This window comes from Candidatus Methylacidiphilum fumarolicum (assembly GCF_949774925.1).
Lineage (GTDB): Bacteria > Verrucomicrobiota > Verrucomicrobiia > Methylacidiphilales > Methylacidiphilaceae > Methylacidiphilum > Methylacidiphilum fumarolicum.
In genome coordinates this window covers 901,640-925,945 of sequence record NZ_OX458932.1, presented here as the reverse complement: position 1 = coordinate 925,945, position 24,306 = coordinate 901,640, and the positions used below count along the sequence as shown (strand labels likewise).

At 39.8% G+C, this 24,306-nt stretch carries 23 protein-coding genes and 2 pseudogenes; 16 read left to right on the top strand and 9 right to left on the bottom strand.

All coding sequences use genetic code 11. The annotated features are described in order from the left end of the window. Positions 1–451: 451 nt before the first annotated feature. Positions 452–1,795: a hypothetical protein gene (locus QOL44_RS04170; RefSeq protein ID WP_009061334.1), complete on the bottom strand. Its 1,344-nt coding sequence runs from the start codon at positions 1,793–1,795 to the stop codon at positions 452–454. A gap of 228 nt (positions 1,796–2,023) precedes the next feature. Here QOL44_RS04170 and QOL44_RS04165 point away from each other — a divergent pair, with 228 nt between their 5' ends. Beyond that, complete coding sequence (locus tag QOL44_RS04165) at positions 2,024–4,483, top strand: glycogen/starch/alpha-glucan phosphorylase (RefSeq protein WP_009061335.1); 2,460 nt, start codon at positions 2,024–2,026, stop codon at positions 4,481–4,483. Between the two features lie 21 nt (positions 4,484–4,504). Here QOL44_RS04165 and QOL44_RS04160 read toward each other — a convergent pair whose 3' ends face one another. The 3 genes from QOL44_RS04160 to moeB all read right to left on the bottom strand — a co-directional run bounded on the left by QOL44_RS04160 (position 4,505) and on the right by moeB (position 7,216). Beyond that, positions 4,505–5,014, bottom strand: coding sequence for a DUF2017 family protein (locus tag QOL44_RS04160; RefSeq protein ID WP_009061337.1), 510 nt, complete (start codon positions 5,012–5,014; stop codon positions 4,505–4,507). Beyond that, on the bottom strand, positions 5,011–5,337 hold the full coding sequence (gene clpS, locus QOL44_RS04155) for an ATP-dependent Clp protease adapter ClpS (protein ID WP_134372683.1): 327 nt from the start codon (positions 5,335–5,337) through the stop codon (positions 5,011–5,013). The genes QOL44_RS04160 and clpS overlap by 4 nt, the downstream gene beginning before the upstream one ends. 691 nt (positions 5,338–6,028) lie before the next feature. Then, entirely contained in the window at positions 6,029–7,216 is a 1,188-nt protein-coding gene (moeB, locus tag QOL44_RS04150) for a molybdopterin-synthase adenylyltransferase MoeB (RefSeq protein ID WP_009061341.1), read from the bottom strand. A gap of 179 nt (positions 7,217–7,395) precedes the next feature. Here moeB and QOL44_RS04145 point away from each other — a divergent pair, with 179 nt between their 5' ends. From QOL44_RS04145 to QOL44_RS04130, 4 genes are all read left to right on the top strand, one after another. Then, positions 7,396–8,532 (top strand): ribonuclease D, encoded by a 1,137-nt coding sequence (locus QOL44_RS04145; RefSeq protein WP_009061343.1) that lies wholly within the window; start codon positions 7,396–7,398, stop codon positions 8,530–8,532. A gap of 107 nt (positions 8,533–8,639) precedes the next feature. Further along, entirely contained in the window at positions 8,640–9,386 is a 747-nt protein-coding gene (locus QOL44_RS04140; protein ID WP_009061344.1) for a YebC/PmpR family DNA-binding transcriptional regulator, read from the top strand. Positions 9,387–9,415: 29 nt separating this feature from the next. Continuing rightward, complete coding sequence (gene alaS, locus QOL44_RS04135; RefSeq protein WP_009061345.1) at positions 9,416–12,163, top strand: alanine--tRNA ligase; 2,748 nt, start codon at positions 9,416–9,418, stop codon at positions 12,161–12,163. An 86-nt stretch (positions 12,164–12,249) separates the two neighbouring features. Next, on the top strand, positions 12,250–12,462 hold the full coding sequence (locus QOL44_RS04130; protein ID WP_009061347.1) for a DUF2905 domain-containing protein: 213 nt from the start codon (positions 12,250–12,252) through the stop codon (positions 12,460–12,462). A 161-nt stretch (positions 12,463–12,623) separates the two neighbouring features. Here the strand turns inward: QOL44_RS04130 and QOL44_RS11260 are convergent, their stop codons facing one another. Continuing rightward, positions 12,624–12,926 carry a zinc ribbon domain-containing protein gene (locus tag QOL44_RS11260; protein ID WP_079199491.1) on the bottom strand — a complete coding sequence of 101 codons (303 nt, stop codon included), beginning with the start codon at positions 12,924–12,926 and terminating at the stop codon, positions 12,624–12,626. 972 nt (positions 12,927–13,898) lie between these two features. On the opposite strand from QOL44_RS11260, the pseudogene QOL44_RS11255 reads away from it, so the two are divergent. Both QOL44_RS11255 and QOL44_RS11250 read left to right on the top strand, forming a co-directional pair. After that, positions 13,899–13,979 (top strand): annotated as a pseudogene (locus tag QOL44_RS11255) (hypothetical protein); the annotation flags it as partial. A gap of 40 nt (positions 13,980–14,019) precedes the next feature. Then, positions 14,020–14,241, top strand: a complete 222-nt coding sequence (locus tag QOL44_RS11250) for a transposase (protein WP_390175865.1) — start codon at positions 14,020–14,022, stop codon at positions 14,239–14,241. A 123-nt stretch (positions 14,242–14,364) separates the two neighbouring features. On the opposite strand, the gene rpoN is transcribed toward QOL44_RS11250, so the two are convergent. Then, positions 14,365–15,750, bottom strand: coding sequence for an RNA polymerase factor sigma-54 (gene rpoN / locus QOL44_RS04120; protein WP_009061352.1), 1,386 nt, complete (start codon positions 15,748–15,750; stop codon positions 14,365–14,367). Positions 15,751–15,843: 93 nt separating this feature from the next. Here rpoN and QOL44_RS04115 point away from each other — a divergent pair, with 93 nt between their 5' ends. Next, positions 15,844–16,632: an MBL fold metallo-hydrolase gene (locus QOL44_RS04115; protein ID WP_009061354.1), complete on the top strand. Its 789-nt coding sequence runs from the start codon at positions 15,844–15,846 to the stop codon at positions 16,630–16,632. 28 nt (positions 16,633–16,660) lie between these two features. On the opposite strand, the gene QOL44_RS04110 is transcribed toward QOL44_RS04115, so the two are convergent. Continuing rightward, complete coding sequence (locus tag QOL44_RS04110) at positions 16,661–16,957, bottom strand: hypothetical protein (protein ID WP_009061356.1); 297 nt, start codon at positions 16,955–16,957, stop codon at positions 16,661–16,663. A 121-nt stretch (positions 16,958–17,078) separates the two neighbouring features. Between QOL44_RS04110 and QOL44_RS04105 the strand changes: the two genes are divergently transcribed. Together QOL44_RS04105 and QOL44_RS04100 are read left to right on the top strand one after the other, a co-directional pair. After that, the gene (locus QOL44_RS04105; RefSeq protein WP_009061357.1) at positions 17,079–17,774 is read left to right on the top strand and encodes a DsbA family protein; all 696 of its coding nucleotides are present in this window, start codon (positions 17,079–17,081) and stop codon (positions 17,772–17,774) included. Positions 17,775–18,130: 356 nt separating this feature from the next. Further along, a pseudogene (locus QOL44_RS04100) lies at positions 18,131–18,536 on the top strand (IS1634 family transposase); the annotation flags it as partial. A 160-nt stretch (positions 18,537–18,696) separates the two neighbouring features. On the opposite strand, the gene QOL44_RS04095 reads toward QOL44_RS04100, so the two are convergent. Beyond that, positions 18,697–19,731, bottom strand: coding sequence for a glycosyltransferase family 4 protein (locus QOL44_RS04095; protein WP_009061367.1), 1,035 nt, complete (start codon positions 19,729–19,731; stop codon positions 18,697–18,699). Positions 19,732–19,944: 213 nt separating this feature from the next. On the opposite strand from QOL44_RS04095, the gene QOL44_RS04090 reads away from it, so the two are divergent. From QOL44_RS04090 to QOL44_RS04070, 5 genes are read left to right on the top strand one after another with little or no spacing between them, the layout of a single operon-like run. Then, positions 19,945–20,325, top strand: coding sequence for a DUF302 domain-containing protein (locus QOL44_RS04090; protein WP_009061368.1), 381 nt, complete (start codon positions 19,945–19,947; stop codon positions 20,323–20,325). Positions 20,326–20,383: 58 nt separating this feature from the next. Then, a complete protein-coding gene (locus tag QOL44_RS04085; RefSeq protein ID WP_228343280.1) occupies positions 20,384–22,231 on the top strand; it encodes a ribonucleoside triphosphate reductase in 1,848 nt (615 codons plus the stop codon). Then, positions 22,212–22,904, top strand: a complete 693-nt coding sequence (locus QOL44_RS04080) for an anaerobic ribonucleoside-triphosphate reductase activating protein (RefSeq protein ID WP_009061370.1) — start codon at positions 22,212–22,214, stop codon at positions 22,902–22,904. The genes QOL44_RS04085 and QOL44_RS04080 overlap by 20 nt, the downstream gene beginning before the upstream one ends. Before the next feature lie 24 nt (positions 22,905–22,928). Next, positions 22,929–23,369, top strand: a complete 441-nt coding sequence (locus tag QOL44_RS04075) for an SRPBCC domain-containing protein (RefSeq protein WP_009061371.1) — start codon at positions 22,929–22,931, stop codon at positions 23,367–23,369. A gap of 15 nt (positions 23,370–23,384) precedes the next feature. Next, positions 23,385–23,651 (top strand): hypothetical protein, encoded by a 267-nt coding sequence (locus QOL44_RS04070; RefSeq protein ID WP_009061372.1) that lies wholly within the window; start codon positions 23,385–23,387, stop codon positions 23,649–23,651. 44 nt (positions 23,652–23,695) lie between these two features. Here QOL44_RS04070 and QOL44_RS04065 read toward each other — a convergent pair whose 3' ends face one another. Next, complete coding sequence (locus tag QOL44_RS04065; RefSeq protein WP_009061373.1) at positions 23,696–23,869, bottom strand: hypothetical protein; 174 nt, start codon at positions 23,867–23,869, stop codon at positions 23,696–23,698. A 6-nt stretch (positions 23,870–23,875) separates the two neighbouring features. Between QOL44_RS04065 and QOL44_RS04060 the strand changes: the two genes are divergently transcribed. Further along, entirely contained in the window at positions 23,876–24,304 is a 429-nt protein-coding gene (locus QOL44_RS04060) for a hypothetical protein (RefSeq protein ID WP_045086681.1), read from the top strand. Positions 24,305–24,306: the final 2 nt, after the last annotated feature.

Below are 24,306 nucleotides of genomic sequence, written 5' to 3'. Positions count from 1 at the left end.
TCAGATTCCCTAGCTCTGCAAAGTAATATTACATCCCCGTAAATGATCGCCATCTGGGGTACGTTCTCGGTTATATCCAGCCTGGCCCCTATTGCAATATAGTCTGTATAGCTTGCTTCTACCACTCCAAATCCCCTTTCTATTCCTAGCTGAAGAGGAGGACGTAGCCATTCTCAACCGACGGTTCATACTATCCGCAGCATAAAAACCGTTCTGTACATATTTTCGCCCAATCAAAATGTTGAAGGTTACATGGTTTGTTCGGCATCCAACCTACTTTCTATTTTCCCATCGCCTCAGTCTAGGGATGAAAAGGCCCAAGGCTTATGCGGCTGCTCCTATGTGCTGATGAAGCTTTCCTTTTTAGAGTGAAGAGAATAGATTGTCACAATCAATTGGCTTGAGCCCTTCTAAATGAATTGAGTAAAATTTCTGTCTAGCTTGCAGCTTTCTAAAATTTTGGAGAGCTATTAGATATCCCTTGATATTGAGTTTGTCTTGCTTGAATTTTTTCTTTTAACTCTTCTTCATATTCCTTTACTAATTTGTCTCTATAGGCCTCAACCTTTTCATTTACTTCTTTAATTTTTTCCCTTCGTTCAGCAAGCTTTCTTCTATAGATGCTTTTTCTCCGTTCATGACTGTAAAGATAACCACCCAAGCCTCCACCTAACAGTCCCAGACCAGCACCTATGCCTGCACCCAGACCTCCACCAGCCAATCCTCCAATGAGTGCCCCTCCCAAAAGACCAATTCCGGCACCCTCAAGTGTCGTAGTCGGCGTACCTGAACCAGAAGCAAAGGGCTTACCCATTTGAGGAATACCTGGAATATCCTTTATAAGCTGATTGCGATAATCGATCACTTGATCGCGAATCTGATTAATTCTTGCAAAAAAAGCCTGCCAGCTCTGATCCTGTTCTTGCATCAATTGATTCAAAACAGGATCTGATTTAACGGAATAAAGCTCTTCAGCTTCAATGGATTTTTGAAATGAATGCAAAAGGCTTTCTGGCCCTTCAAATGGAGTCGGTTCCACCTCAAGAATGCGCCATAGCCCACCTTGCACAACAGCTTTTTTCACTGTCCAGGAAAATTCAAAAGGTTCTTGGGCTTTTGCTAAAATTTTCTTTTCTCCAAAAAAATAAATAAATCCTGGGGGCAAATCATGGGTAAAAAGAACAAGGCGGACTAACTTTTTTTGGATTTTATCTTCGTTTGAGGCAGGTAGCATGGCCTTGCCCCTTGGTATAATCCATTCTGTATAGGATGGAAGAACCTTAACATTATAAGTGACCTGAACGTAATCCTTTGTTCTTTCGAATTGGACTGGATCTATTTTAAGTAGTGCAAAACCAGCCGGAAGATGCCTCAACAATGCAGCTTTTACAGCTTTGCTGTTAGGCAAATCATGATAGATTTGCCAGAAATTTGGCCGATTAAACTCCTTAAGAGGTTGAAAAGGAGTAATATTAGACTGCATATAATGACTTATCTGTTCGTTCCAGAAAAGGTATTTTGAATAGGCGATCTCAGAAGAATTTATCTCATCGTTTGTCGTAGATCCGGGATAAGGCTTCGTAAATATATAAATCAAGAAAGATAATGTCAGAATGAAAAGACAAAATCCGCTAATCAAAAACAATATTTTTTTAGTTTCTTTTTTTCGAAAGGGCTTTTTTTCTTCTTTTATAAATCCAGAAGTGGCTGATTTATGGCCATTCCCACGGTACTCCTCGACAGGTATAGGAGGTGGCTCAGGCTTTCTTTCGAAAAAGTTTTCTATTTTACTCATATCAATAACAAAAATATATAATTATTTTTTTTAATGAATTTATCACTCACATTATGCCTATTTTTCTTGATTTTTCAACAATATAAAAAAAAAATTTACAACCTGATATAAAAAAGAAAAAATTCCATCGAGGAAAGAATCTAAAAAGAAAACTTTTGAATATTTTAAAATTTATTAATTTATTTTATTAAAAATTAAAAGCATCTGCTTAGAAAATACTTTTTTACAATGACATCTCATAATGGGCAATGGAGATTTGCCACGGATACTACTCCTGAAGGCATACGAGAATCGATCCTTACTCATCTTAGGCTCAGTCTGGCTCGATCTCCTGACACAGCAACTCCTTTTGATTGGTGGATTTCAACAGCTATGATGTGTCAAGATCATATTGTTGACCGATTTCTTGCTGCTTACAGAACGCAGAAAATAGAGAAGGTAAAAAGGCTTTATTTTTTATCACTGGAGTATTTTTTGGGCAGGCTTTTGCATCAAAATCTAATAAACCTTGGAATTGTTGAACAAACCAAGAAGGCTTTAATCGGACTTGGATTAGATATAGATCAAATCTTTGAAGAAGAACCTCAAATAGGGCTAGGCAATGGGGGGTTAGGAAGGCTTGCTGCCTGTTTTCTTGATAGTTTATCGACTTTGCGTTACCCGGCCTTTGGTTATGGTCTGCACTATGAATTTGGCCTTTTTCATCAAGAAATCATCAACGGCTACCAAGTGGAAAGACCCGATGACTGGACAAGATTTGGAGTTCCTTGGGAGATTATTCGGCCACGATTATCTCAAGTTATCAGACTCTATGGAAATATAGATTGGAATGGTCAAAAGCCTGTATGGGTGGGGGGAAAGGATATTTTAGGAGTCCCCTATGATTATCTCATACCTGGTTATAATAGTCCTGTTGTTAATGTCTTACGCTTATGGAGATCGAAATCTACCGTTGAGTTTGATCTTGAAGCTTTCAACCGTGGTGGATATTTTGAAGCGGTTGCAGAAAAAAACTTTTGCGAGTCTATCTCCAAAGTTCTCTATCCCAATGACAAAACAGAGATTGGGAGAGAGTTGCGTTTAATTCAACAATATTTTTTTGTTTCCTGCTCTCTCCATGATATCGTCCGAAGGTTTTTGAAGGAGCACTCTAATTTCAACGATTTTCCTTCAAAAGTGGTAATTCATCTAAATGATACCCATCCTTCTATAGCCGTTGCGGAGCTGATGCGTATTTTTCTTGATGAACACAACTTGTCTTGGGATCAAGCTTGGAAGCTGGTATCTCAAAGCTTTGCTTATACAAACCATACTTTATTGCCTGAAGCTCTGGAAAAATGGTCCGTTCCACTCTTTGAGAGAGTATTACCTAGGCATCTTCTAATCATTTATGAAATTAACAAACATCTTTTGGATAGCATCCCCATAGACATACCAGAAAGAGATAAAATTATACGTCAGATATCAATCATCGAAGAAACCTATCCAAAGCTTGTTCGAATGGCTAATCTTGCAATTTGTGGCAGTTATTCTATCAATGGGGTATCCTCCCTTCACAGTGAGTTGCTTAAAAAAAGTCTTTTCCACCCTTTTTATCTTTTGTTTCCACAGAAATTCCGAAACGTGACCAATGGCATCACCCCACGACTCTGGTTATTAGCCTCCAACCCTAGGCTTTCTAACCTTATCACTAAAGCCATAGGAGAAGATTGGCCTGCCGATTTAGAAAAACTAAAAGCGCTTAAAAGCTTTGTTTTAGATCCTGATTTTCAAGAAGAGTACAAACTAGTCAAGCAAGCCAATAAAATAGAATTGGCAAACTTGCTGAAAAGCCGATACAATTTTATTCTGGATCCAGAGGCTATTTTCGATGTTCAGATTAAACGAATTCATGAATATAAAAGGCAACATCTCAATTTGCTACAAATTCTCTCTCTTTACCGTAGGATACTAGATAATCCTAATCTGGATATCCATCCACGAGTTTTTCTAATTGCTGGGAAAGCCGCTCCAGGATACGATCTTGCCAAGTGCATCATCAAAGCGATCAATGCCGTTAGCTATAAAATTAACAACGATCCCCGTGCGAATAAAAAAATTAGAGTCTATTTCATTCCTAACTACGGTATTTGGTCAGCATGTAAAATTATTCCTGCAGCTGATGTTTCCGAACAAATTTCAACAGCAGGCAAAGAAGCTTCTGGAACGGGAAATATGAAACTTGCCTTAAATGGAGCTCTAACAGTTGGGACTCTGGATGGAGCAAATATTGAAATTAGAGAGGCAGTTGGAGAAGAAAATATTTTCATCTTTGGTCTTAAAGCTGAAGAGATTGCTCAATTAGCTGCTGCCGGGTATTCTTCAAGAAAAATTTATGAGACAGATCCAGAAATTAAATATCTATTGGATTGGTTAGGAAGTGGAGAATTTACTCCTCTAGAACCTCCTTCTGTGCTTCATCCTATCGTTCATAGTCTAATTGACGGAGGGGATCCTTTTTATGTTTTAGCTGATTTTCACTCTTACAAAGAAACGCAATCGAAGGTGGATCAAGAATACAAAGACCAAGAAACATGGGTTTCAAAAGCTATTCTCAACACTGCCTCTCTTGGTTGGTTCTCTAGCGACCGGTCAATTAAACAATATGCTACAACCATTTGGAATCTTTCGCCTTGTCTTCCTAAGTAATTTTCAAAAACCTGAGCAACGTTAACCCATTAAATAAGAAATACAATTTTCTTGAAGATAAGCTAAAAAATGAATTTCCCAAATTGCTTGCTGCAAGGGCTTGGATTTTATTAAAAATGGATCCCAGTCCATTTGTTCCTCAGTTATTCCATGGATTATAGCTAGAGTTAATCGGCGATCATTTAATAGGCATAAAAATTGATCTATATCCTTTTTAGCTATACGCAAAAATCCTTTGGATGGATTACGTAAGGGGCTATCCCTAGAAAGCCATTCTTCTAACAAACGAAGTCTTTCCGAACGCAACTCGATTCTTTCGGCTGATAAATCTTCTATGAGATCATCAAATTCAGACTGAAGCTGTGGATCTCGGCTGAGTTCACCCTGCCAAAACTTCCTTAATGATTCAGGAAGTTGCGAAATTTCTTGCTGATAATGTTTCCTGAGCTCAAAAAGAGAACTTACAAGTAATTCTCTTTCGGTCGGTTCGAAAAGAATAACCAATTCTTCATTTTCCTCCCTAATCTTCACGTTTTCTCCATTGTTGCTTGCAAACCAAACCCTTGTAATTGGTGAACCAATAGCTCAGCTTTTTCCTTAGTTTCTTTTGCTACCATGCTTTTCCCTTTATTATGCACCTCCAGCATATGACGTGTAGCGTCCTGCTTGCTCATCTTAAGCACTCTCTGGAACACATAAACAACATAACTCATTAAATTAATTGGGTCATTCCAGACAATAACTCCCCAAAGTTGGTCGAAGGCCTCCTTAACCTTCTCTTCGACCGACTCTTCTTTTATTACATCAGGACTTGTTAATTGCTCTACCGCCATTAACCACCTCCCTTCAGTCATTCATTGGAATGGTTATTAAAAAATAGTATTCGCATTCGTTAAATAACAAATCAAAAATCATTACGAATAAAAACGAACTTTTTATCCCTCCCTTTTTCGCAAAAAAAAGGCCTAAATTTTAATGTTGCCCCAGCTGGAATAAAAGTATCTTTTTTCGCGATCATTTATCTGTTCTTTCAATTATAATCAGGAACGACAAGCCAATCAATAATCACAAAAGATAAAAATTAAAAAAGACAAGCATCCCTCTATTTATAAAAGAACACTAAAACCAACTGAAAGTTCAAAAAAGGCCTTATTCTTTTAGCACCGTTTTATCCTAGGGATAGCCAAATTTATTTTGTGCTTCAATCGACCAATCAAAGGCCGACATTTTGAAAATAGAGCCTCTACCGTGCTTCAGGCTTTTTAGCCAATCCACTTTATCAGCTTGTCGGTTACTGAAGTGCTATTTCCTCCCTGTTCTTCACCCATCGATAACTATTTCAATAGAGCAACAATCTACTTACCCATGGGGGATTCTCAAAAGTCTCAATCGAAAGTCCCTATAATCGACTCAGAAGAAAAAGGTTTTGCCCTAGACATTTCAGGCTATTTCCCAACCATGCAAGGCTCAATGCCGATACCTTCAATCAGCAGTGGTAGTGGATATTATGATGAGCCCAGAATAGGAAATGGCTCTTATTTCTTATTAATAGCGAGGAACAGTCGGGTCAATTAACTGACTCCATGCATCGATGCCTCCATGAACATTCCAAATGTTCTTAAAGCCAGCATTTAAAAGCATACGACAAGCTTTCATACTTCTTCCGCCCAATTTGCAATGAACGATGATTTTTCTAGAACTATCTAATTCATGAAGCCTAGCATGCAACTGTCCCAACGGTATAAGTTTAGCATTGGGAATTTTTGCTATCTGATATTCATGCTCTTCTCGAACATCAATCAAAATAAAATCCTCTCCATTGTCCAATGCTCGTTTCAGCTCCTCAACGGAAATGGAAGGTATGCCATTATTAAGATCCACAGGCGGTTGATTGTTTAAGCCACAAAAAGCTTCATAATCAATCAACTCTTTTATGGTTGGGTTCTTCCCACATAATGGACAATCAGGATCTTTTCTTAGGACATATTCCCGAAAACGCATTTGCAAAGCATCAAAATGAAGTAACCGACCAATTAATGGTTTGCCTATGCCAAGAATTAATTTGACTGTTTCAATGGCCTGCAAAACCCCAATAACTCCCGGTAGCACTCCTAATACTCCTCCTTCAGCACAACTTGGAACCATTCCAGGTTCAGGAGGTTCTGGATAAAGGCACCGATAACATGGCCCCTTTTCAGCCCAGAAAACAGTAGATTGTCCCTCAAATCGGAAAATCGAACCATACACATTAGGTTTGCCTAAAAGCACACAGGCATCGTTCACTAAGTAACGGGTTGGAAAGTTATCGGTACCATCAACAACACAATCATATTCCTTGATTATCTCTAAGGCATTTTCAGATCTTAATGCCATCTCATAGGGTACAACTTTGACATTTGGATTTATTTCTAAAATAGTCTCGATAGCTGATTCTATTTTTGGTTTTCCTACATTTTTTGTTTTATGAATGACCTGTCTATGCAGATTCGAATGATCAACAACATCAAAATCCACAATACCTAAAGTTCCAATCCCAGCAGAGGCCAGATAGAGAAGCAGCGGAGAACCTAGTCCCCCTGTCCCCACAGCTAACACTTTTGCCGCTTTAAGTTTTTTTTGTCCTTCTAGAGTTACCTCCGGCATGATCAGATGACGCCCATAGCGTTTAATTTCTTCAAGAGATAACTCCATACCAGAAAATGTCTTTTCAACTCTTGGTATAAAACTTTTCATCTTTATCTTTCTTTTCTTCCCTATTTCTTTTATTATTGTTCAAAGCCAAAAAAAGATATACCCCGGTTCACCAAGTCGTTTTATTCCTTGATAAGTGATCTAAATCTATAGATATTTTTTTATAAAGAAAAGAAATTTCTTTTTCTTAAAATGGCTCGTCTTTATTTTATAAGATAATAATGGAACAAAATAAGCAATTAAACTTGCTCTCTTTCTCAACCACGAATCGAAAAGTACAATGGATTGAGGAGAACAATTCGCTCCAAGAATATTTATCCATATTAGATCCTTTAAAACCAATCGCCATTGATATTGAGGGAGATAGTCTTCACCATTATCCAGAAAAACTTTGCGTTATTTCCTTATGCCAAGAGGGTTTTCTTGCCGTTGTCGATTGCTTAAAAGGCGATCTCTCGTCTCTTTGGAAAATGCTCAGTGGCTGTGAGTGGATTTGTCATGGAATGGATTATGATTTAAAGATGCTAAGAAGGGCCGGATGCCCTCAGCCACAAAAAATCTTCGATACCCATATCGCTGCTAAGCTTTGCGGATTTGATTCTGTTGGTTATGCTGATCTAGTTTCCCTATTTTTTCAAGTTAAATTGTCCAAAGAACATCAAAAAGCCGATTGGTCCAGAAGACCTTTACCCTTATCCCTTGTTCATTACACGGCCAAAGATGTCCTTTATCTTGAAAAACTTAAGGACATTTTATCAAAACTTCTTAAAAGTTTAGGAAGATCTGAATGGATGGAACAAAGCTGTGAAAGAATTCGAAGAAAAATTGAAAAATCTCTTTCTAAACCACCATATAAAGATCCTGAAAGAATCGAAGGATTTCAAAAACTCGATCCGTTTGGTCAATCTATTCTGCTTGAAATACAGCGATGGCGCCAAGAACTAGCCCTATCAAAAGGCATTCCGCCTTTTAAAATCATAAGAACTGAAGATCTCATTCAAATAAGTTCCATCTCCTCTCAAGGGGAATCAGTTTTAAAAATTCCTGCTGTTAAACAGCTAGAAAAAAGCATCCGTTATAGCCTATTGCAAGCGATAGAAAAAGGAAAACAAAATGGGCCTCACAAAGAACCGCTCGTCTCAAAACCGTTTTACTTCATGGATAAAGAATCTTCCAAAAGATTTGAAGAACTAAAAAACAAACGCAACAAGATTGCTTCTTCCCTTGGTTTAGATCCTGGTCTAATAGCTTCTAAAGCCCTTTTAAGCGAAATGGCCATGGACCCTAAAACGATTCGACAAAGATTAATTGAAAATGATAAGCTTTGTCCCTGGCAAGCGGAACTGTTGGGATTATAAAACTTTCATCCAATATCCTTGTAGGTTAATATATAAAGGTTAAATACATTTAAATTATCAAAGCATAATAAAAGAAGTAGTTTAAAAAACAACGCAATTGATCAAATATGGCAGGACATAGTCACTGGGCAAAGGTCAAGCATCAGAAAGGTTTATCTGATATAAGAAAAGGAAAGCTTTTTAGTAAGCTCTCCAGAGAAATTTCTATAGCGGCTCGAATTGGAGGAGGAGATCCAGCATTCAATTCGAGGCTTCGGAGGGCTATTGCAACTGCTCGTGATGAAGGGGTTCCTCAAGAAAACATCATTCGAGCCATCCAAAAAGGAACAGGAGAAATATCGGGGAGTCACTATGAAGAAGTGCTTTACGAAGGCTACGGCCCAGGAGGTATAGCCATTCTTGTTGAAGCAGCAACAGATAACCGAAACAGAACCACCTCCGAAATACGAAATCTTTTTTCTAAATATGGAGGCAATCTGGGTGCTGCTGGAAGCGTTAGTTGGTTGTTTCAAAGAAGGGGCAAAATTCTTATTGAAAAGGATAAATGCGATTTTGACAAGGTGTTCGAAGTAGCAGTAGAAGCTGAGGCTGAAGAAGTGCAACAAAAAGAGGGTGAAATTGAAGTGATTGCTTTTCCTGAGAAATTAGATGAACTGCTCAAGTGCTTGGAAAAGGCTGGAATTGTTGTTAAGTCTTCTCAAATAGTTTATTTGCCCAAAAATTCAATTCTTCTAAGCGATAAAGAAACAGCCAAATCCCTTTTTCGCCTTCTAGAAGTTCTTGAGGATCAAGATGATGTTCAAAATGTGTATGCCAATTTCGATGTGCCTCAAGAATTTTTAGAACTGAATTAACGATTAACTTTTTGAAAAATAATAAGTTGATGAATTCGAATGAAATTCGACAAAGTTTTCTTGATTTTTTTAAAGAAAGAGGACACACAATCCTTCCTTCAGCCAGTCTTGTACCAGAATCCCCTAATCTTCTTTTTACTAATGCGGGAATGAATCCTTTCGTTCCCATTTTTTTAGGCAAACAGAAATGCCCCTATGTTCCTCCTCGAGTGGCCAACAGCCAAAAATGCCTCCGTGCGGGGGGAAAACATAACGATTTAGAAGAAGTTGGCTATGATACCTACCACCACACTTTTTTTGAAATGCTGGGGAATTGGTCCTTTAATGATTATTTTAAAAACGAAGCCATCCATTGGGCCTGGGAGCTTTTGACTGAAGTATGGAAAATTCCAAAAGAAAGGATTTATGCAACAGTTTATAAACCTGCCCCTGAAGATCCTGCTGAATTTGATGAAGACTCCTTTAGAATTTGGTTTGGGCTTTTTCAAAAATCCGGGCTTAACCCTCTTGTGCACATCCAGTTTGGGTCAAAAAAGGATAATTTTTGGATGATGGGAGAAACAGGACCATGTGGGCCCTGTTCGGAAATTCATATTGACCTTACGCCAGAAGGCAACTCTGAAGGAACTTTAATCAATAAAAACAGTCCCTACTGTATTGAAATATGGAATTTGGTCTTCATACAGCTGGATGCTAAGGAAGATGGATCCTTTTCTTTGCTTCCCTCCAGGCACGTAGATACAGGCATGGGACTAGAACGCATTTGTGCCATTTTTAAAGGAACCTCCTATTTTCAAAAGTTTGACGCTCCCATTTCTAACTACAATACAGACCTTTTCATTCCTCTTATTCGAAAACTAGAAGACATTTCAAAAATTTCCTATAAAGGCACCATTCCAACGGAGAATACCGTTCAGGACTTAACGATCCGGCAAGATATTGCTTTTCGGGTTATCGTTGATCACCTTCGTGCCATTGCCTTTGCTATTGCAGATGGCATCCTTCCAAGCAATTTGGGTAGAGGGCATGTCCTGCGAAGGCTTTTAAGAAGAGCCACTCGATTTGGTCTTGTTCTTGGACTAAAACCTCCTTTTCTTTTTGAACTCGTCGATCCCCTTGTCCAGACCATGGGACATTACTATATTGAGCTGATCGATAAACAACGACGAATTGAAGAAGTTGTTAGTTCTGAAGAAGAACTTTTTGCTAAAACTCTCTCCCATGGCATGGCTGTATTCGAGGAGATAAAGCAAAAGATGCTATCGGAAAACAGAAAAGAAATACTTGGTAAAGAGGCTTTTATTCTTTATGACACCTATGGTTTTCCCTTGGATTTAACTCAACTCCTCGCCAAAGAGCATGGCTTTAGTGTCGACACTAAAGGTTTTGAACAATACATGGAAGAGCAAAGACAAAGATCGATTGTAGCACACGAAGAAGACATTGTCAGCTTGACAAAAACCTCTGAATTTGTGGGCTATGAGGAGTTGGAAGCAGAAGCCGAAGTTGTCGCTTTGCTTTCTGCTAACCGTGCTATATTCGATCGTACTCCCTTTTATGCAGAAATGGGAGGGCAAGTAGGGGACAAAGGCTTTATATTGGTCGATCAGAAAAGAATTGAAGTGCTTGACACCATTAAATCGGCTAGTGGGGCTCATCTCCATAGACTGGCCTTTACTGACGATCTCAAACCGGGAAGTCGTGTATTCCTTCAAGTTGACAAAGAAAGACGAAAGAATATTGCCGCGCATCATACGGCTACTCATCTTCTCCATTGGGCATTGCGTAAAGTCCTCGGACCTGAAACTTTCCAAAGGGGCAGTTATGTAGGACCTGATAGGTTAAGATTCGATTTTGCTCATTCTGGCCCTCTCAGCAAAGAAGAACTTAGAGCAATCGAAGAGCTTATTAATGAAAAAATTGAGCTTAATGATCCAGTCTACTGGGAAGAAGAAAATTATGAAAAAATTAAAAATAACCCAAGCATTTTACAGCTCTTCGGTGAAAAATATGGGGAAAAGGTAAGGATTGTATCCATTGGGAATTATTCAAAAGAGCTATGCGGAGGAACGCATGCTAAATCAACCGGTGAATTAGGCTACTTTAAAATACTTGGTGAATGTGGAGTTTCTGCAGGCATTAGGAGAATAGAAGCAGCATGCGGCAAAGCTCTGTTAAAATTTTTAAAGGCACAGGCAGAAGAACAAGACAGGAAATGGAATCTGCTTTTCAGCAAAGATCCTTCTTTACGTAAGCTTCCAAAGTTTACAGAGTCGTTGGATTTCCAATCCTTGATTGAGCTCTTCCAGAGGAGGAGCGAAGAAATTGCTGAACTTGAAAAAGACATTCGAGAAAAAGAAAAACAAAAGGCAAAAAAACAGGAAGAATCTTTTCGATTGGAAGCCAAAAGTCAAGTAATGGAGCTCCAGGCTAGGGCAGAAAAATTTGGCTCGGTTCCAGTTATATTCTATGATTGTGGAATAAAACCTTCTTCCTATTTACCAATCCTCTGGAATGAGCTAAACAAAAGAGTCGAAGGCATAGCGGTGCTCTCTAGCCGGTGGGAAGAGAAAATTAATTTTTTTGTTGGGATTTCTCCTTCCTTAACCCAAAAGATACAAGCAAAAGCGGTCCTTTCAAAGATTCTCCTTCCATTGGAAGGAAAAGGAGGAGGGTCAGCCACCATTGCCCAAGGGGGTTGCAAAGACAAAAAAGATCTCAATCTAAATCTTATTTTTGAAAAAGCCCGAAAAGCTATTAATGAGTTTTTAGGATAAAGATCCGTATCAGTTTTATTTCCGTTATTCTAAAGAAGAAGGATGCACGCAGTTGCTAAAAAGTGGGTTTATAAATATTGTTAAATATGCAAGAAATCGGGAAAATTCTTGTTTTTCTTGGAATTTTTCTCATTGTTATAGGCTTAATCATTGGACTTGGATTTGGAAAAGGATGGATAGGCAGATTGCCTGGAGATATTAAAATTGAAAAAGGCAATTTTACTTTTTATTTTCCTCTTACTACTTCCATTCTTATTAGCATTATTCTAAGTTTTATTTTCTGGTTGATTAGAAAGTGACACTTTCAACCCGCTGAAACTGGTGAGCTTCTAGCTAGCACGCACGACTTGTGGGCGGTTCCCGTGGGGAACCCGCTGACGAATCATAGCCGTTTGAGGCCGTACTTCAGCTAAACAACGTTGGCCTGTTGTCCAGGCTACACCTGCTTCCAGGCTGCCGGTTATTCATCCTGGCGGCCCGCCCTCGTAGAGGGCCAGGTCTCAGATACGCGATGCACATTGGAAATGGCACCACCTGACCAAAGGCCAAATAGGTGCCTGTTGACGCCGCCGACCACATCCCGGTGGTCCTGAAAGCCACATTTCGGACACCACCAGTTCCGCCCACGAGGCTTATGGCGATGGCTGCATTCCGCACACCGGCTGGACCTGACCCCCTCGTCTCCGGTGAAGCACGCGATGCGGACTTGCTCTCTTTTCTGTATCAAATAGTCTAAATCCTTGCCGTATTCCCACTGGCTCATCCGCTGGCTGTGACGGCGTCCGCAGGCGTCGCGGCGCGCCCCATCCGGGTTACCAGTGAAGATGGATTGAATTCCATGATACAGGTAAAAGTCTATGATCTTCCGGATACCTTTGTGACGCAGGTCGCAAATCCTGCGTTTATGAAGCAGCGTGTGCTTCGCTCTGGCTCGTCCAAGCTTGCGTAAGCGTGTCGACTACCCTTCTTACATCGGAAGCGCTTTTTCTGGATTTCTCCGAGTCGCTTACTGTGTAGCTGTTTGATGATTCGCATTCTTCGCCCGGAAACGACCAGGGCATTGCCGTCGTTGGAGACCACGGCGGCCTAATGAATTTGACCGAAATCCACCGTGACACACCGCTCCGTAGTCTCTTGCGAGTCCGAGTCAGCTGCCGATTCGACCAAGGTTATGTGCCATTCGTTGTGCAGGCCATTCCATACGATCAGGCAAGCGGATTTGCACAAAAGCCAAGCTGGACGTGGCAATCTCAGAGACGACCTGCCTCATCCCATGGGGAGGACGATCCGCTTTTCCTCTGGTCCCATTGCTTGAGCTGGCCACATCAGGGAGAAAAAGCCTTTGTCCTTGTATAGATAACGGATTTCCCTGCGACCATCGCGGCGGTTCCTGCGAACTGCTTCCACGGCTGGCATCGAAGATGCGAAAGACCTGTTGGACGCTTTGGGAATGCAAGGCGTAACATCCTCGGGCGGTGGCTTTGGATATTTATCGCGTCTGGGCCATGGCGCATTCATCTGGCGAGCCTTAAGATGCATGTTCCGGCACGCCACCCAGACCTTTGCCGCCTCCCCCTGGCCTTGCCGATGGTGGAGAGCCTCCCTTTTGGAGATACGCTTCAAGGATAGGATGTGGACCCCTTCCACAGATACTATGCATAGCAGTATGACTGATACATGACAAACCGGAAAAACATGATGGGGGCATTATCAGCTCGCCTATCACTTTGTATGGATACCGAAATACCGTCGCAGAATTCTATTCGGTGATGTGAAGGCGGCCTGCAAGGCTCTGCTCGCCGAATGCTGCCGGCAACACGGCTTTCGGCTCCCAGCTTTGGAAACGGATATCGACCATGTGCATTGTTCGTATCGGTCCCACCTCGTTGGTCGCCTTCAACGATCGTGGGACCCCTCAAGGGTTACACGTCCCGTGGGGCTCTCAGGAGTGCTTCCCGAAGCTCAAGACCCTTCGTTGCCGGGAAAATCTATGGACGCAAGCCTATTATGTGGGAACGGCTAGGGCAGTATCGGTAGAAGTCATTCGTCGTTACATCGCGGCATGCCAAGGCAAATAACCGTAGTTTGCGGTGCTCTCACTCCAATCCCCTAAAGGGAATGAGTATTCCCGCGCCGTTTTATAATTATAAAGCCCTTAGTAGAAATTCTATGTTTGAATAACAAGCATTGCATCTCTTTCTTTAGCTTTTTCGTCTTAAATGACTGGGCAAGATTTTCAAATGAGTCCTATATTTTGCGATAGTTCTTCTGGCCATTTTTATTCCCATCTTTGCTAGAGCCTCAACGATCTGTTGATCAGACAACGGGGCCTGAGGATCCTCGTTGCGAATAAGTCTTTCGATCGATTCTTTAATGGTCTGATTTGCGACAAACTCACCAGTTGTTTTTTGAAATCCAGAATTAAAGAAATATTTAAGCTCAAATATTCCATAAGGGGTCTGAACATATTTGTTAGCAATCGCGCGGCTAACTGTTGTTTCATGGACACCAGTTTTTTTTGCAACTTCACTCATTGTCAATGGCTTCAAAAATCCAGGCCCATGTTGAAAAAACTCCTGCTGACTCTCTACGATTGCTTCGGCTACCCTTAAAAGAGTATTTTCCCGCATCCTTAAACATTTGATCAAGAAGAGACCGGAACGCATTTTTTCCTTCAAATAATTTTTCAAGCTGGGATCTTTGTCTTTATCACTCAACAAGTTTTTATAATAATGATTCAATCGTAACCGAGGCATCAATTCCTCATTGAAGTATACCTTCCAGCTTTCTCCTTCCCTCACTATAATAAGGTCTACAAGAATAATCTTTTCTTTTTCATCATTCCCAAACTTTGAACCAGGAAAAGGTTCTAGGGAGCGAATCGTAGCCACCGCTTCTTGAACTTGTTTAAGACTTACTTTTAGCTGTTTGGCAATTTCATTAAATTTTTTCCTTTCTAAAAGCGGCAAACATTCTTTAACAATACGGAACTCCAAGGAATTTTCCTTCCCTTGAGCTTTTAGTTGCAATAAAAGACATTCGGAGAGGTTTCTAGCAGCTATACCAGGTGGATCCAAAGATTGGACTAAAGATAAGGCTTCTTCAATTAGACTATATGGCATTCCTAAATCAGTCGCTATTTCTTCTAATTCTGCTCTCAAATAACCTTTTTCATCCAAATTGCCAATAATATGGTTGGCTGCTTTTAAAAGGGTTTTATCATTACAAACTAGAGCAAGTTGCTTCGATAATTCGGTAGTCATGGATTCTGAAGCGGTCTGTGAATCGAAAAAAAACTGACGTCTTTTTTCATCTTCTACCGAACGTTGGAATCCTTCGAAATTTGAACCTAGATATTCGTACCATTTTTCCTCTTCCTGAATCCACTGATCAATCGACAATGCATCAGGATTTTCTAAAGGCTTTTCTTCTGAAATTTCAAGCATCGGATTGGCAAGCAACTCTTGTTGGATAAGAGTAGAGAGTTCTACTGCAGGTGCCTGCAATATGTTCAAAGAATGTTGCATCTGTGGCGACAATGTCTGATGCAACTTAACAGATTGATATAGACCTAAAGATGTTGACACAGCTTATCCTACATAAATTTGAAGCATTTTCCAGGCCAATTTTTTTTCTTTTTTTTTCTGGAGAAAAAATTTTTAACATGAAATAGTCAAAAAATGGTTAGCATACGAGTCCTTGCTAGCGGAAGCAAAGGCAATGCTTATTTGTTGGAAACCGATAAGTTCCGGTTTTTATTGGACCCCGGTATTCGGTTCAAGCATCTGGCTATTCAGCTTGCAAATTTAAATATTCCATTGGAATCCATAAATGGAATTTTCATTACTCATGAACATTCTGATCATGTCATCGGACTGCCAGTGCTTTTGAAAAGAATTCCTTTTCCCCTTTATTGCAACGAGCTAACCTGGAAAAGCTTAAAGAAAATGATGGACTTGAAAGAAAAAGCCGTCGATTGGAAACCCTTTGAGCCTGGCTGCAACATTGTTCTAGATGAAATAGAGATCGAAAGCTTTCCTGTTCCCCATGATGCTGCTGATCCTGTGGGCTTTCTTTTTCACCATTCCAAAGGAACTATTGGCCTTCTCACAGATCTAGGTTATATTACTAAATTGGTTAGAGAAAAGATCCTAGGCGTTCATACTATGATCTTGGAATCTAATCATGATTTGTCTCTTCTTCAAACAGACACAAAAAGACCGTGGTCGGTCAAACAAAGGATTATTTCCAGGCATGGGCATCTTTCCAACGAGGCTACAGCAGAAATAGCTACTCAATTAGTTAAAGAAGGAACACAAAACCTGTTTTTGGCTCACTTAAGTGAGGACTGCAACCGAACGGATCTTGCCGAATCAACTGTTAAAAACAAAATTCTTTCTGCTGCTCTTCCCCTGCCTTATATTCAAGCAATAAACCCAGCTAATCCAGCGTTACAAATTGTTCTCTAACACTAATTATGAAATATCACTGATCGGTTCAGATCCTTTTTTCTATCAGAGATCGAACAATTTCCTTCCATTCGGAATCAAAATCTTTTCCCATGGCTTTTCCTGCTCTTGCATACCAATATTTGCTGTTAGGTATATCCCCTTCTTTGCGATGAAGAAAAGCATGGACCCAGCAGGAATCAGTGTCTTCATGCCGTTGGATTAAGTTGTGCGCACGTGCCCATTGGCCTTTTTTTTCGTAAAAAAGAGCCTGAAGTGGCGCTGAAAGCGATGATGGAGGAGTGTCCTCTTTTTCTATAAGTTCGAGAAATTCTTGGAATGTCATACCTATTTTAAATGTAAAGGAAAATCGTAATTTAAAATAAGAAAAAATCTTTAAAAAAGATAAAATTTGAATCCTTTACAAAAGCTAATTCATAGCTATCCATTAGTCTTTATTCCTTACCATGATGAAGTCATACAGAAAGATTCTTATTATTTTCTTACCACTCTTTTTTTTCTCTTATTCTTCTCTGAGAGCATCCAAAAATTCCGAACCTGTTCCTCCTACCCCTCTTCCCCCTTTGTCCCCAGAAGGAAGATTAAAACTGCTTAAACCCCTATCTATTGACTGGATACAGGGAGATAGGAATGCTCCAGTTGTGATCATTGAATATATCGATTTTGAATGCCCAATTTGTGCAGCCTATTATCCTATCCTCCAAGAACTGAAAAGAAAATATGGAGATAAACTCTCCTGGATCATCCGTCACAATCCTTCTATCTCCCATCCTGAAGCTTTTCCAGCTTCCATGGCCGCTGAAGCTGCAGGCAGACAAGGCAAATTCTGGGAAATGGTTAATTTACTCCTCACCAATCAAAAAGAATGGTCGTTCAAATCTTCCTGTACTGAAGCCTTCCTCCAATATGCCAAAAAATTGGGATTAAACGAAGAACAATTCAAAAAAGATCTCCAAGGAGTAGAAGGGATCCCTCTTCGAAAGAGGATTCTTGCCGACTGCCTTTCTGCTATTAGAGTTGGAGTAGATGGAAATCCAAATTTTTTCATCAACGGAGAAAAAATTTCCAATCCCTCCAATTTAGAAGAATTCTCTACCTTGATCGAAGCCGAGTTAATTAAACGCAAATCGGACAAATCCTAGGCTTAATAATTAGCCCATGTTTGGTGAAAATGGGATGATTTTGGGGGTGCTCCAGAGGAGAGGAAGCGATTTTTGCAAAAAACATAGTGCTACACTATGAATAACTTTTCTTAAGTTATTGATCGATTAAACTTGCATGTGTTGGCGTTTCGAAATAATGTCTCTTCATGTTTTTGCGGATTGTGCCGATTCGGCGACCAAGCGGGAAGGTGGTCCACTATGTTCAGCTGGTGGAGAGCTACTACGATCGAGGGAAGATTAAGCAGCGGACGATTGCCAATCTTGAGCGGTGGGAGCTTTTGGCTCCGCATGTGGACCGGCTCGTGAAGCTTTTAAAGGGGGAGCAGCGGAAGACGATGACAGAAGAAAAACATCTCTCCGCGGTGGAGGCCGTGGGTGCCTATAAGGAGCTTAGCCAAGTGGAGTGGGTCTTTCGGAAGCTAAAGGATGTCCTAGAGACGCGTCCGATCTATCACCATGATCCGAGAGCCGTCCCAGGCCCATGTCTTTGTTGCTGCCTTGGCCTTCTTGCTCGACCGACTCTTGGAGAAAAAGCTAAAGCTAGCCAAGCTCCCCTTTTCCACCGAAGAGGCCTTGACTCACCTCCGTACCGTCCACGTCGTCGAGGCAGAGGTTGGAGGCACCAAACACCGCGGGGTCACGGCAGGAAACCGACAGGCCCGTCAGATCCTTTCCGCCCTGAAAATCAGCTCCTTAGAGCCTTGGAAATCCAAAAAAAGAACCTCTAAAACTCCCACATAGTGACACATTGAAAAAAGGACCATTGATAATCGATAACTTACGAAATTTTCACCAAACATGGGTTAGGAGGAAGAAAAGTACTCAAACTCTAAAAAAAATGGTTCTCTTAGAAAGCCAGTCTTGGAATAGCCTACAACTCAAAAATATCAGCTTGAATCTCCTACTGTGAGTGTCCTGCAATCAGCTTTCGATATAAAGTAAGATACGATTCGGCCATTTTTCGAGCTGAAAACCTCATTTCGAACCTCTGCCGACATTTCTTTCTGTCTATTTTGTGAATCTGGCGTAAAGCACCAACCGCCTCATCCACATCTTTAACAATCCAACCTGTAATACCATGATCGACTACCTCAGGAATTGATCCACATGGATAAGCAATTACTGGAGTGCCGCAAGCCATTGATTCAATCATTGACAACCCAAATGGTTCAGGCCAGCAAACAGGAAATACCAAGGCTAACGCTCCACCTAATAATTCATTTTTTTCCTTATCCGTGATTTCGCCTAAATATTCTATATTTTCTTTTTTAAATTCAGGTAATAGTTTTTCAAAATAAGCATCATCTCCAAGCCCTACACGAGCAGCGATTTTCAACTTTACTCCCGCCTTCCTTGCTATTTGCAAGGCATCATCTACCCCTTTTTCTGGAGAAATCCTCCCTAAAAAAACAATATAATCAGATGGATTTTCGTTTAATTGATAAAGAGATAATGGAAGACCATGATGCACTGTTCCTATCCAACGGGCAAGAGGCAATGGCTTTTTCTGCGAATAGGAAATCGAAGAAAGAGGCATATCGTTAAAATTAGAAAAAAAACGGATATATTCCGGGAAATCCATTCTTCCATGAGGGGTTGTTAAGTGAGGAACATTCATCCTTCGAAAAATTGGAAAATGAAAAAAGTCCGTATGGAAATGAATAATATCAAATTCTTCTTTATGTTTAATTACTTCCTCAAGTAAAAGGATATGATACATAGAAGGATTGGCACAGGGAGTAACATCTTCCCAAAGGGCTCTAGGAATTATAGAAATTAAACGGGCTGAGGTTTTTGAATCCCCACTTGCAAAAAGGCTTACTTCATGTCCTTGGCTGACAAGTTCTTCAGTCAAATAGGAGATTATCCTTTCTGTACCTCCATACCGTGGGGGAGGAACAGGCTCATAAAGAGAGGCAACCTGGGCTATCCTCAATGAATTTTCTCCTGTTGATCTTTATTGGCTGAGTTTCTATTTGCTAAAAAAACTATAAAATATGCAAGTATTTATCTTCACTGTTTGAAAATAATCATTGAAATCAGTTTAGAAAAATAATTTATAGAGCGATTTGATAACAGACCACCTCTCTCTTACGATCATATTGAAAAAAAACAAATAAGGATTAACTTTTATAATAAGACATCCATTATGCTGATTGAATACGAAAGTAGCAAAAGCATTGAAGCATTAAAAGAGGCATTGGAAGAAAAATCCAAAGCCAAGAATTTTGGAGTGTTGACAGTTCATGATATCTCCAAAACCTTAGAAATAAAGGGATTTCCTATATCCTACCAATGTCTTATCTTAGAAATTTGCTCACCAAAGTTTGCAAGAATAGTCCTGGAGAAAAACCCGGAAGTTTCAACTGCACTTCCTTGTAGAATAGCCATTTACGAAAAAAAAGACAAAAGGATAGTAGCAACCCTTTCTCCCCGTCTTTTGATCGAAATGTTTCAAGCTCCTCAATTATACAAAATAGCAGAGGAAGTTGAAAACATATTAAAGGAGATTATGCAGGAAGTTGTGTGAGAGCTAAGCTGTAAGAATCTCAAAACGATGTTTTTGGAATATCCTCTCCTCTAGACAAATTAAAAAGGTAATGAAACAGCAGCCAAGCCCCATCTTGTGTGAAGAAATAAATCTTGTGGATAAATATCTTTCCCAAGAGGACTGGGAGGTTAAGGAAAACAGCAACATGACTTATTCCCTTCAAGGACTCAACTTTTATATTTCTTCAAAAATTTCCAAAAGCTATTGGTTGCATAAAATTTATCCTCATGATGTCAAAGAAGCCTTTGAGCAAGGGGATATTCATATCCATAACCTTCAAGTCCTTGGCGTATATTGTATGGGTTGGGATCTTGTAGATCTTCTTGAAAAAGGATTTATGGGGGCTGCAGCCAAACTGGAAAGTGGTCCTCCATTACATTTGAGCTCAGCTTTGAACCAGATTATCAATTTTTTTTATACTTTACAAGGAGAAGCTGCTGGCGCACAGGCTTTATCGAATTTCGATACGCTTCTTTCGCCTTATATTCGTTATGATAATCTTAAAGAAAAAGATCTTAGACAACAACTCCAACAATTTCTATTCAACTTAAATGTCCCCACACGCGTAGGATTTCAAGCTCCCTTTACCAATTTGACGATAGACTTGCGTCCACCTCATTTTTTCCAAAACGAGCCTGTTCGGATAGGTGGGAAAACCAGAAGAGAAACCTATGGAGAATTTCAAGAAGAGATGGATTTTTTCAATCGGGTATTTTGTGAAATGTTTTTGGAAGGAGATGCTCGAGGAAGAGTTTTTACCTTCCCTATCCCCACATACAATATTAGCTCTGAATTTCCATGGGACTCTAAAGCCACTCAGGCTCTTTGGAAAATGACAGCAAAATACGGCATTCCTTATTTCGCCAATTTCATCAATTCGGAACTAAAAGTCGACGAAGTCCGAAGCATGTGTTGTCGATTAAGACTAGATTTAACGCAACTTGCACGAAGAGGAGGAGGCCTTTTTGGTTCCAATCCTTTAACAGGATCTATCGGCGTGATCACAATCAATTTACCGCGGATTGGATATCTTTCTAAGAATGAATCTGATTTTTTTTCAAGACTTCGAGACCTCATGGAATTAGCAAAAAAGGCACTTGAAGCCAAAAGAAAGGCAATTGAGGGGTGGATGGAAAAGGGATTATATCCTTATAGCAAGTTTTACTTAAAAGGGATTTATCAACGGTTTGGCTCCTACTGGGCCAACCATTTTTCAACCATAGGGCTTGTGGGGATGAATGAAGCTTGCCTTAATTTCCTTGGAAAAAGCATTGCCGATCCTGAAGCAAAAGCTTTTGCCATAAAAGTTCTTGATGTGATGAGAGAAATTTTACTTTCTTTCCAAAAAGAAACCCAAAACAACTATAACTTAGAAGCTACTCCCGCCGAAGCAACAAGTTATCGATTGGCCCGAATCGATAAAAGAAAATACCCTCAGATTCTCGTTGCCAACGAAGAGGCAGTTAAAAAAGGAGCCGCTCCTTTCTATACCAACTCAACCCAACTTCCTGTGAATTTTACTACTGACCCATTTGTCGCCCTGGAGCATCAGGAAGATCTTCAGTTACGCTATACTGGGGGCACAGTCCTTCATTTTTTTCTTGGGCAAAAAATTGACGAACCAGAATCAATTGGCTCCTTTGTCCGGACTGTCTGTTCAAAGTACAAGATTCCGTATTTTACCTTAACTCCCACTTTCTCAATCTGTCCAGAACATGGGTATCTTTCAGGAGAACAATCCCATTGTCCACGTTGTGGAAAGCCTTGTGAAGTCTATTCTCGAGTTGTAGGTTATTTAAGACCCGTTGATCTGTGGAACCCTGGAAAGCAGGAAGAATTTAAACTTCGGAAAACTTATCTACTAGATGAAAATCGGTGGCATTGATGCATTCAGTCTTATTGATTTTCCAGGCAAAACAGCAGCCGTAGTTTTCACTCAAGGATGTAACTTTCGCTGTCCCTATTGCTATGTCCCCCAGCTTGTTATTCCTGAACAATACGGAACACTTGTTCCCATGGCTAAAGTGTGGCACTTTTTAGAAGCTAGAAGAGCGAAGATCGATGGAGTCGTTATAACTGGAGGAGAACCAACCATTCAGGAAGATCTAGAGGAATTTGTATGGGGTATAAAAAAAATGGGCTTTTTGGTTAAGCTCGATACCAATGGAAGCCATCCTGAAGTCTTAGAAAAAATGATTAAAATTATCGATTATGTAGCTATGGACTTCAAAGCTCCTCTTGAAAAGTATACAGAAAGCACTCGATCTACGATTGAAAAAAAACAAATAACTCAAAGCATTTCCTTACTTCTAAAAGGAAATACAGATTACGAATTTCGAACAACCCTTGTCAGCGAAGACATAACTTTTGAAGATTTTAAGTCCATGGTAACAACTATCTCAGGGGCAAAAAAATATGTTCTTCAAAAATTCCTTCCTGCCTCCCCACTCGTCGATCCATCGTACAGTACAAAACACCCAATCGACTTCGACATAATTGAAAAATGGAAAAATTATGCCCTTACGAAAATCAAAAAAGTAATTATTAGAAATTATTAAAAAAAATACGGATCTAAACAATCGATGTATACAATCTCAACAGAGATTGAAATCAAGGCAAAAAAAGAAGCTCTTTGGGACTGTCTATCAAACTTTTCTGCCTATCCAGATTGGAATCCATTTATAAAGAAAATTTGGTTCAAAAAGTTTGAGTCTGGACAAACTCTTAGATTGCTGATTCAAGCTCCATCTTCTTTCCCAGTCTTAATGACTGGAAAAATCCTGATGATATCTCCCCCTTCTCTTATTCGCTGGGAATGTTATTTGATCCATCCTTTTTTCTTAAAGGGCATCCATACTCTTGAATGGACACAACATCGACCCTTTAGCGTGATCTTCCTTCATCATGAAACATTCAATGGAATCCTTTTACCTATACTTTGGAAAATGATGGAAAAAAGAGTGAGAAAAGGATTTGAATCGATGAACAATGCCCTCAAAAATAGACTAGAATCCCTTCCTTAGATTATTATTGTTTTTATGCTGGGAATTCCTATCCCTTTCTCAATCAATCTCAAGGCTAAAAGAAAGCAAAGGCTTGAAGAATATTTGTGCAAACTTTCTTTTTTTCCTATTCATGCTCGATTGCGACTTCTCTCTAAAAAGATCCATTACGGACAGCAAAGTTCTTCTCATGCGACAGTCATAATGATCTCACCCAAGGCTACTGCAGGACAAATGTTCATTATCTATTTACGGGCAGGTTTTAAAATAATGGATCATGCTCACCTTGTTGATTTACAATAGATTTAAATAGGTTCATTTCCCTTTTTTTTAATTGCTAAGGATCTTTATCTAGTTAATGAATCCACCGAATTGTTAATCAAATTTGAAATGTAGGTAAACCTTATCCAAAGGATTCTTCCTTCAATTCCATTGACATGCACAACTCTAAATTTTATAGACAACATGATTGTTAAAAGAAGTACATCCGTATCAAGCTTTGAACTAAACCAATGTATCATGGATAGGTGAAAAAATTAATCCTCATTTTTCTCTTAGCTCCAATATCTCTTTTGATGGCTAACGACAAATGGTTGGATTACTATCCATTAAAGATAATAAAAGGTCAGGGGGGAGCGTTTTACATAGAACCTAAGACAAAGTTTAAAATCTATGTGTATGGGACTCCCGAAAAATACATACCACAAGGAATCATAATTCATAAGGGAAGCTTACTAGACGCCTTTCGAAGTAACAATGGCATCCTAAGAGATTTTATCAGGACTGCTAAGCAACACCACAGCAATGCACTGATTATTATCGACAAAAATAAGCCCATGGTATTTGCCGTTGCCGGATTTTGGCCTGCCTTTGCTTTTCCTGTAGGTGGAGGTAGTCTAATGGTTTTAGCTATACAGGACTGTTCTACGGGAACAAAGCCCCATCTTGCCAATTAAAA

Excerpts from the sequence above, each read along its gene's own strand:
- QOL44_RS04170 (WP_009061334.1), bottom strand. The coding sequence starts at position 1,795 with ATGAGTAAAATAGAAAACTTTTTCGAAAGAAAGCCTGAGCCACCTCCT.
- QOL44_RS04165 (WP_009061335.1), top strand. The coding sequence starts at position 2,024 with ATGACATCTCATAATGGGCAATGGAGATTTGCCACGGATACTACTCCT.
- clpS (WP_134372683.1), bottom strand. The coding sequence starts at position 5,337 with ATGACTGAAGGGAGGTGGTTAATGGCGGTAGAGCAATTAACAAGTCCT.
- moeB (WP_009061341.1), bottom strand. The coding sequence starts at position 7,216 with ATGAAAAGTTTTATACCAAGAGTTGAAAAGACATTTTCTGGTATGGAG.
- QOL44_RS04145 (WP_009061343.1), top strand. The coding sequence starts at position 7,396 with ATGGAACAAAATAAGCAATTAAACTTGCTCTCTTTCTCAACCACGAAT.
- QOL44_RS04140 (WP_009061344.1), top strand. The coding sequence starts at position 8,640 with ATGGCAGGACATAGTCACTGGGCAAAGGTCAAGCATCAGAAAGGTTTA.
- alaS (WP_009061345.1), top strand. The coding sequence starts at position 9,416 with ATGAATTCGAATGAAATTCGACAAAGTTTTCTTGATTTTTTTAAAGAA.
- QOL44_RS04130 (WP_009061347.1), top strand. The coding sequence starts at position 12,250 with ATGCAAGAAATCGGGAAAATTCTTGTTTTTCTTGGAATTTTTCTCATT.
- QOL44_RS11260 (WP_079199491.1), bottom strand. The coding sequence starts at position 12,926 with ATGAGCCAGTGGGAATACGGCAAGGATTTAGACTATTTGATACAGAAA.
- QOL44_RS11250 (WP_390175865.1), top strand. The coding sequence starts at position 14,020 with ATGTGCATTGTTCGTATCGGTCCCACCTCGTTGGTCGCCTTCAACGAT.
- QOL44_RS04115 (WP_009061354.1), top strand. The coding sequence starts at position 15,844 with ATGGTTAGCATACGAGTCCTTGCTAGCGGAAGCAAAGGCAATGCTTAT.
- QOL44_RS04110 (WP_009061356.1), bottom strand. The coding sequence starts at position 16,957 with ATGACATTCCAAGAATTTCTCGAACTTATAGAAAAAGAGGACACTCCT.
- QOL44_RS04105 (WP_009061357.1), top strand. The coding sequence starts at position 17,079 with ATGATGAAGTCATACAGAAAGATTCTTATTATTTTCTTACCACTCTTT.
- QOL44_RS04090 (WP_009061368.1), top strand. The coding sequence starts at position 19,945 with ATGCTGATTGAATACGAAAGTAGCAAAAGCATTGAAGCATTAAAAGAG.
- QOL44_RS04080 (WP_009061370.1), top strand. The coding sequence starts at position 22,212 with ATGAAAATCGGTGGCATTGATGCATTCAGTCTTATTGATTTTCCAGGC.
- QOL44_RS04075 (WP_009061371.1), top strand. The coding sequence starts at position 22,929 with ATGTATACAATCTCAACAGAGATTGAAATCAAGGCAAAAAAAGAAGCT.
- QOL44_RS04070 (WP_009061372.1), top strand. The coding sequence starts at position 23,385 with ATGCTGGGAATTCCTATCCCTTTCTCAATCAATCTCAAGGCTAAAAGA.
- QOL44_RS04065 (WP_009061373.1), bottom strand. The coding sequence starts at position 23,869 with ATGATACATTGGTTTAGTTCAAAGCTTGATACGGATGTACTTCTTTTA.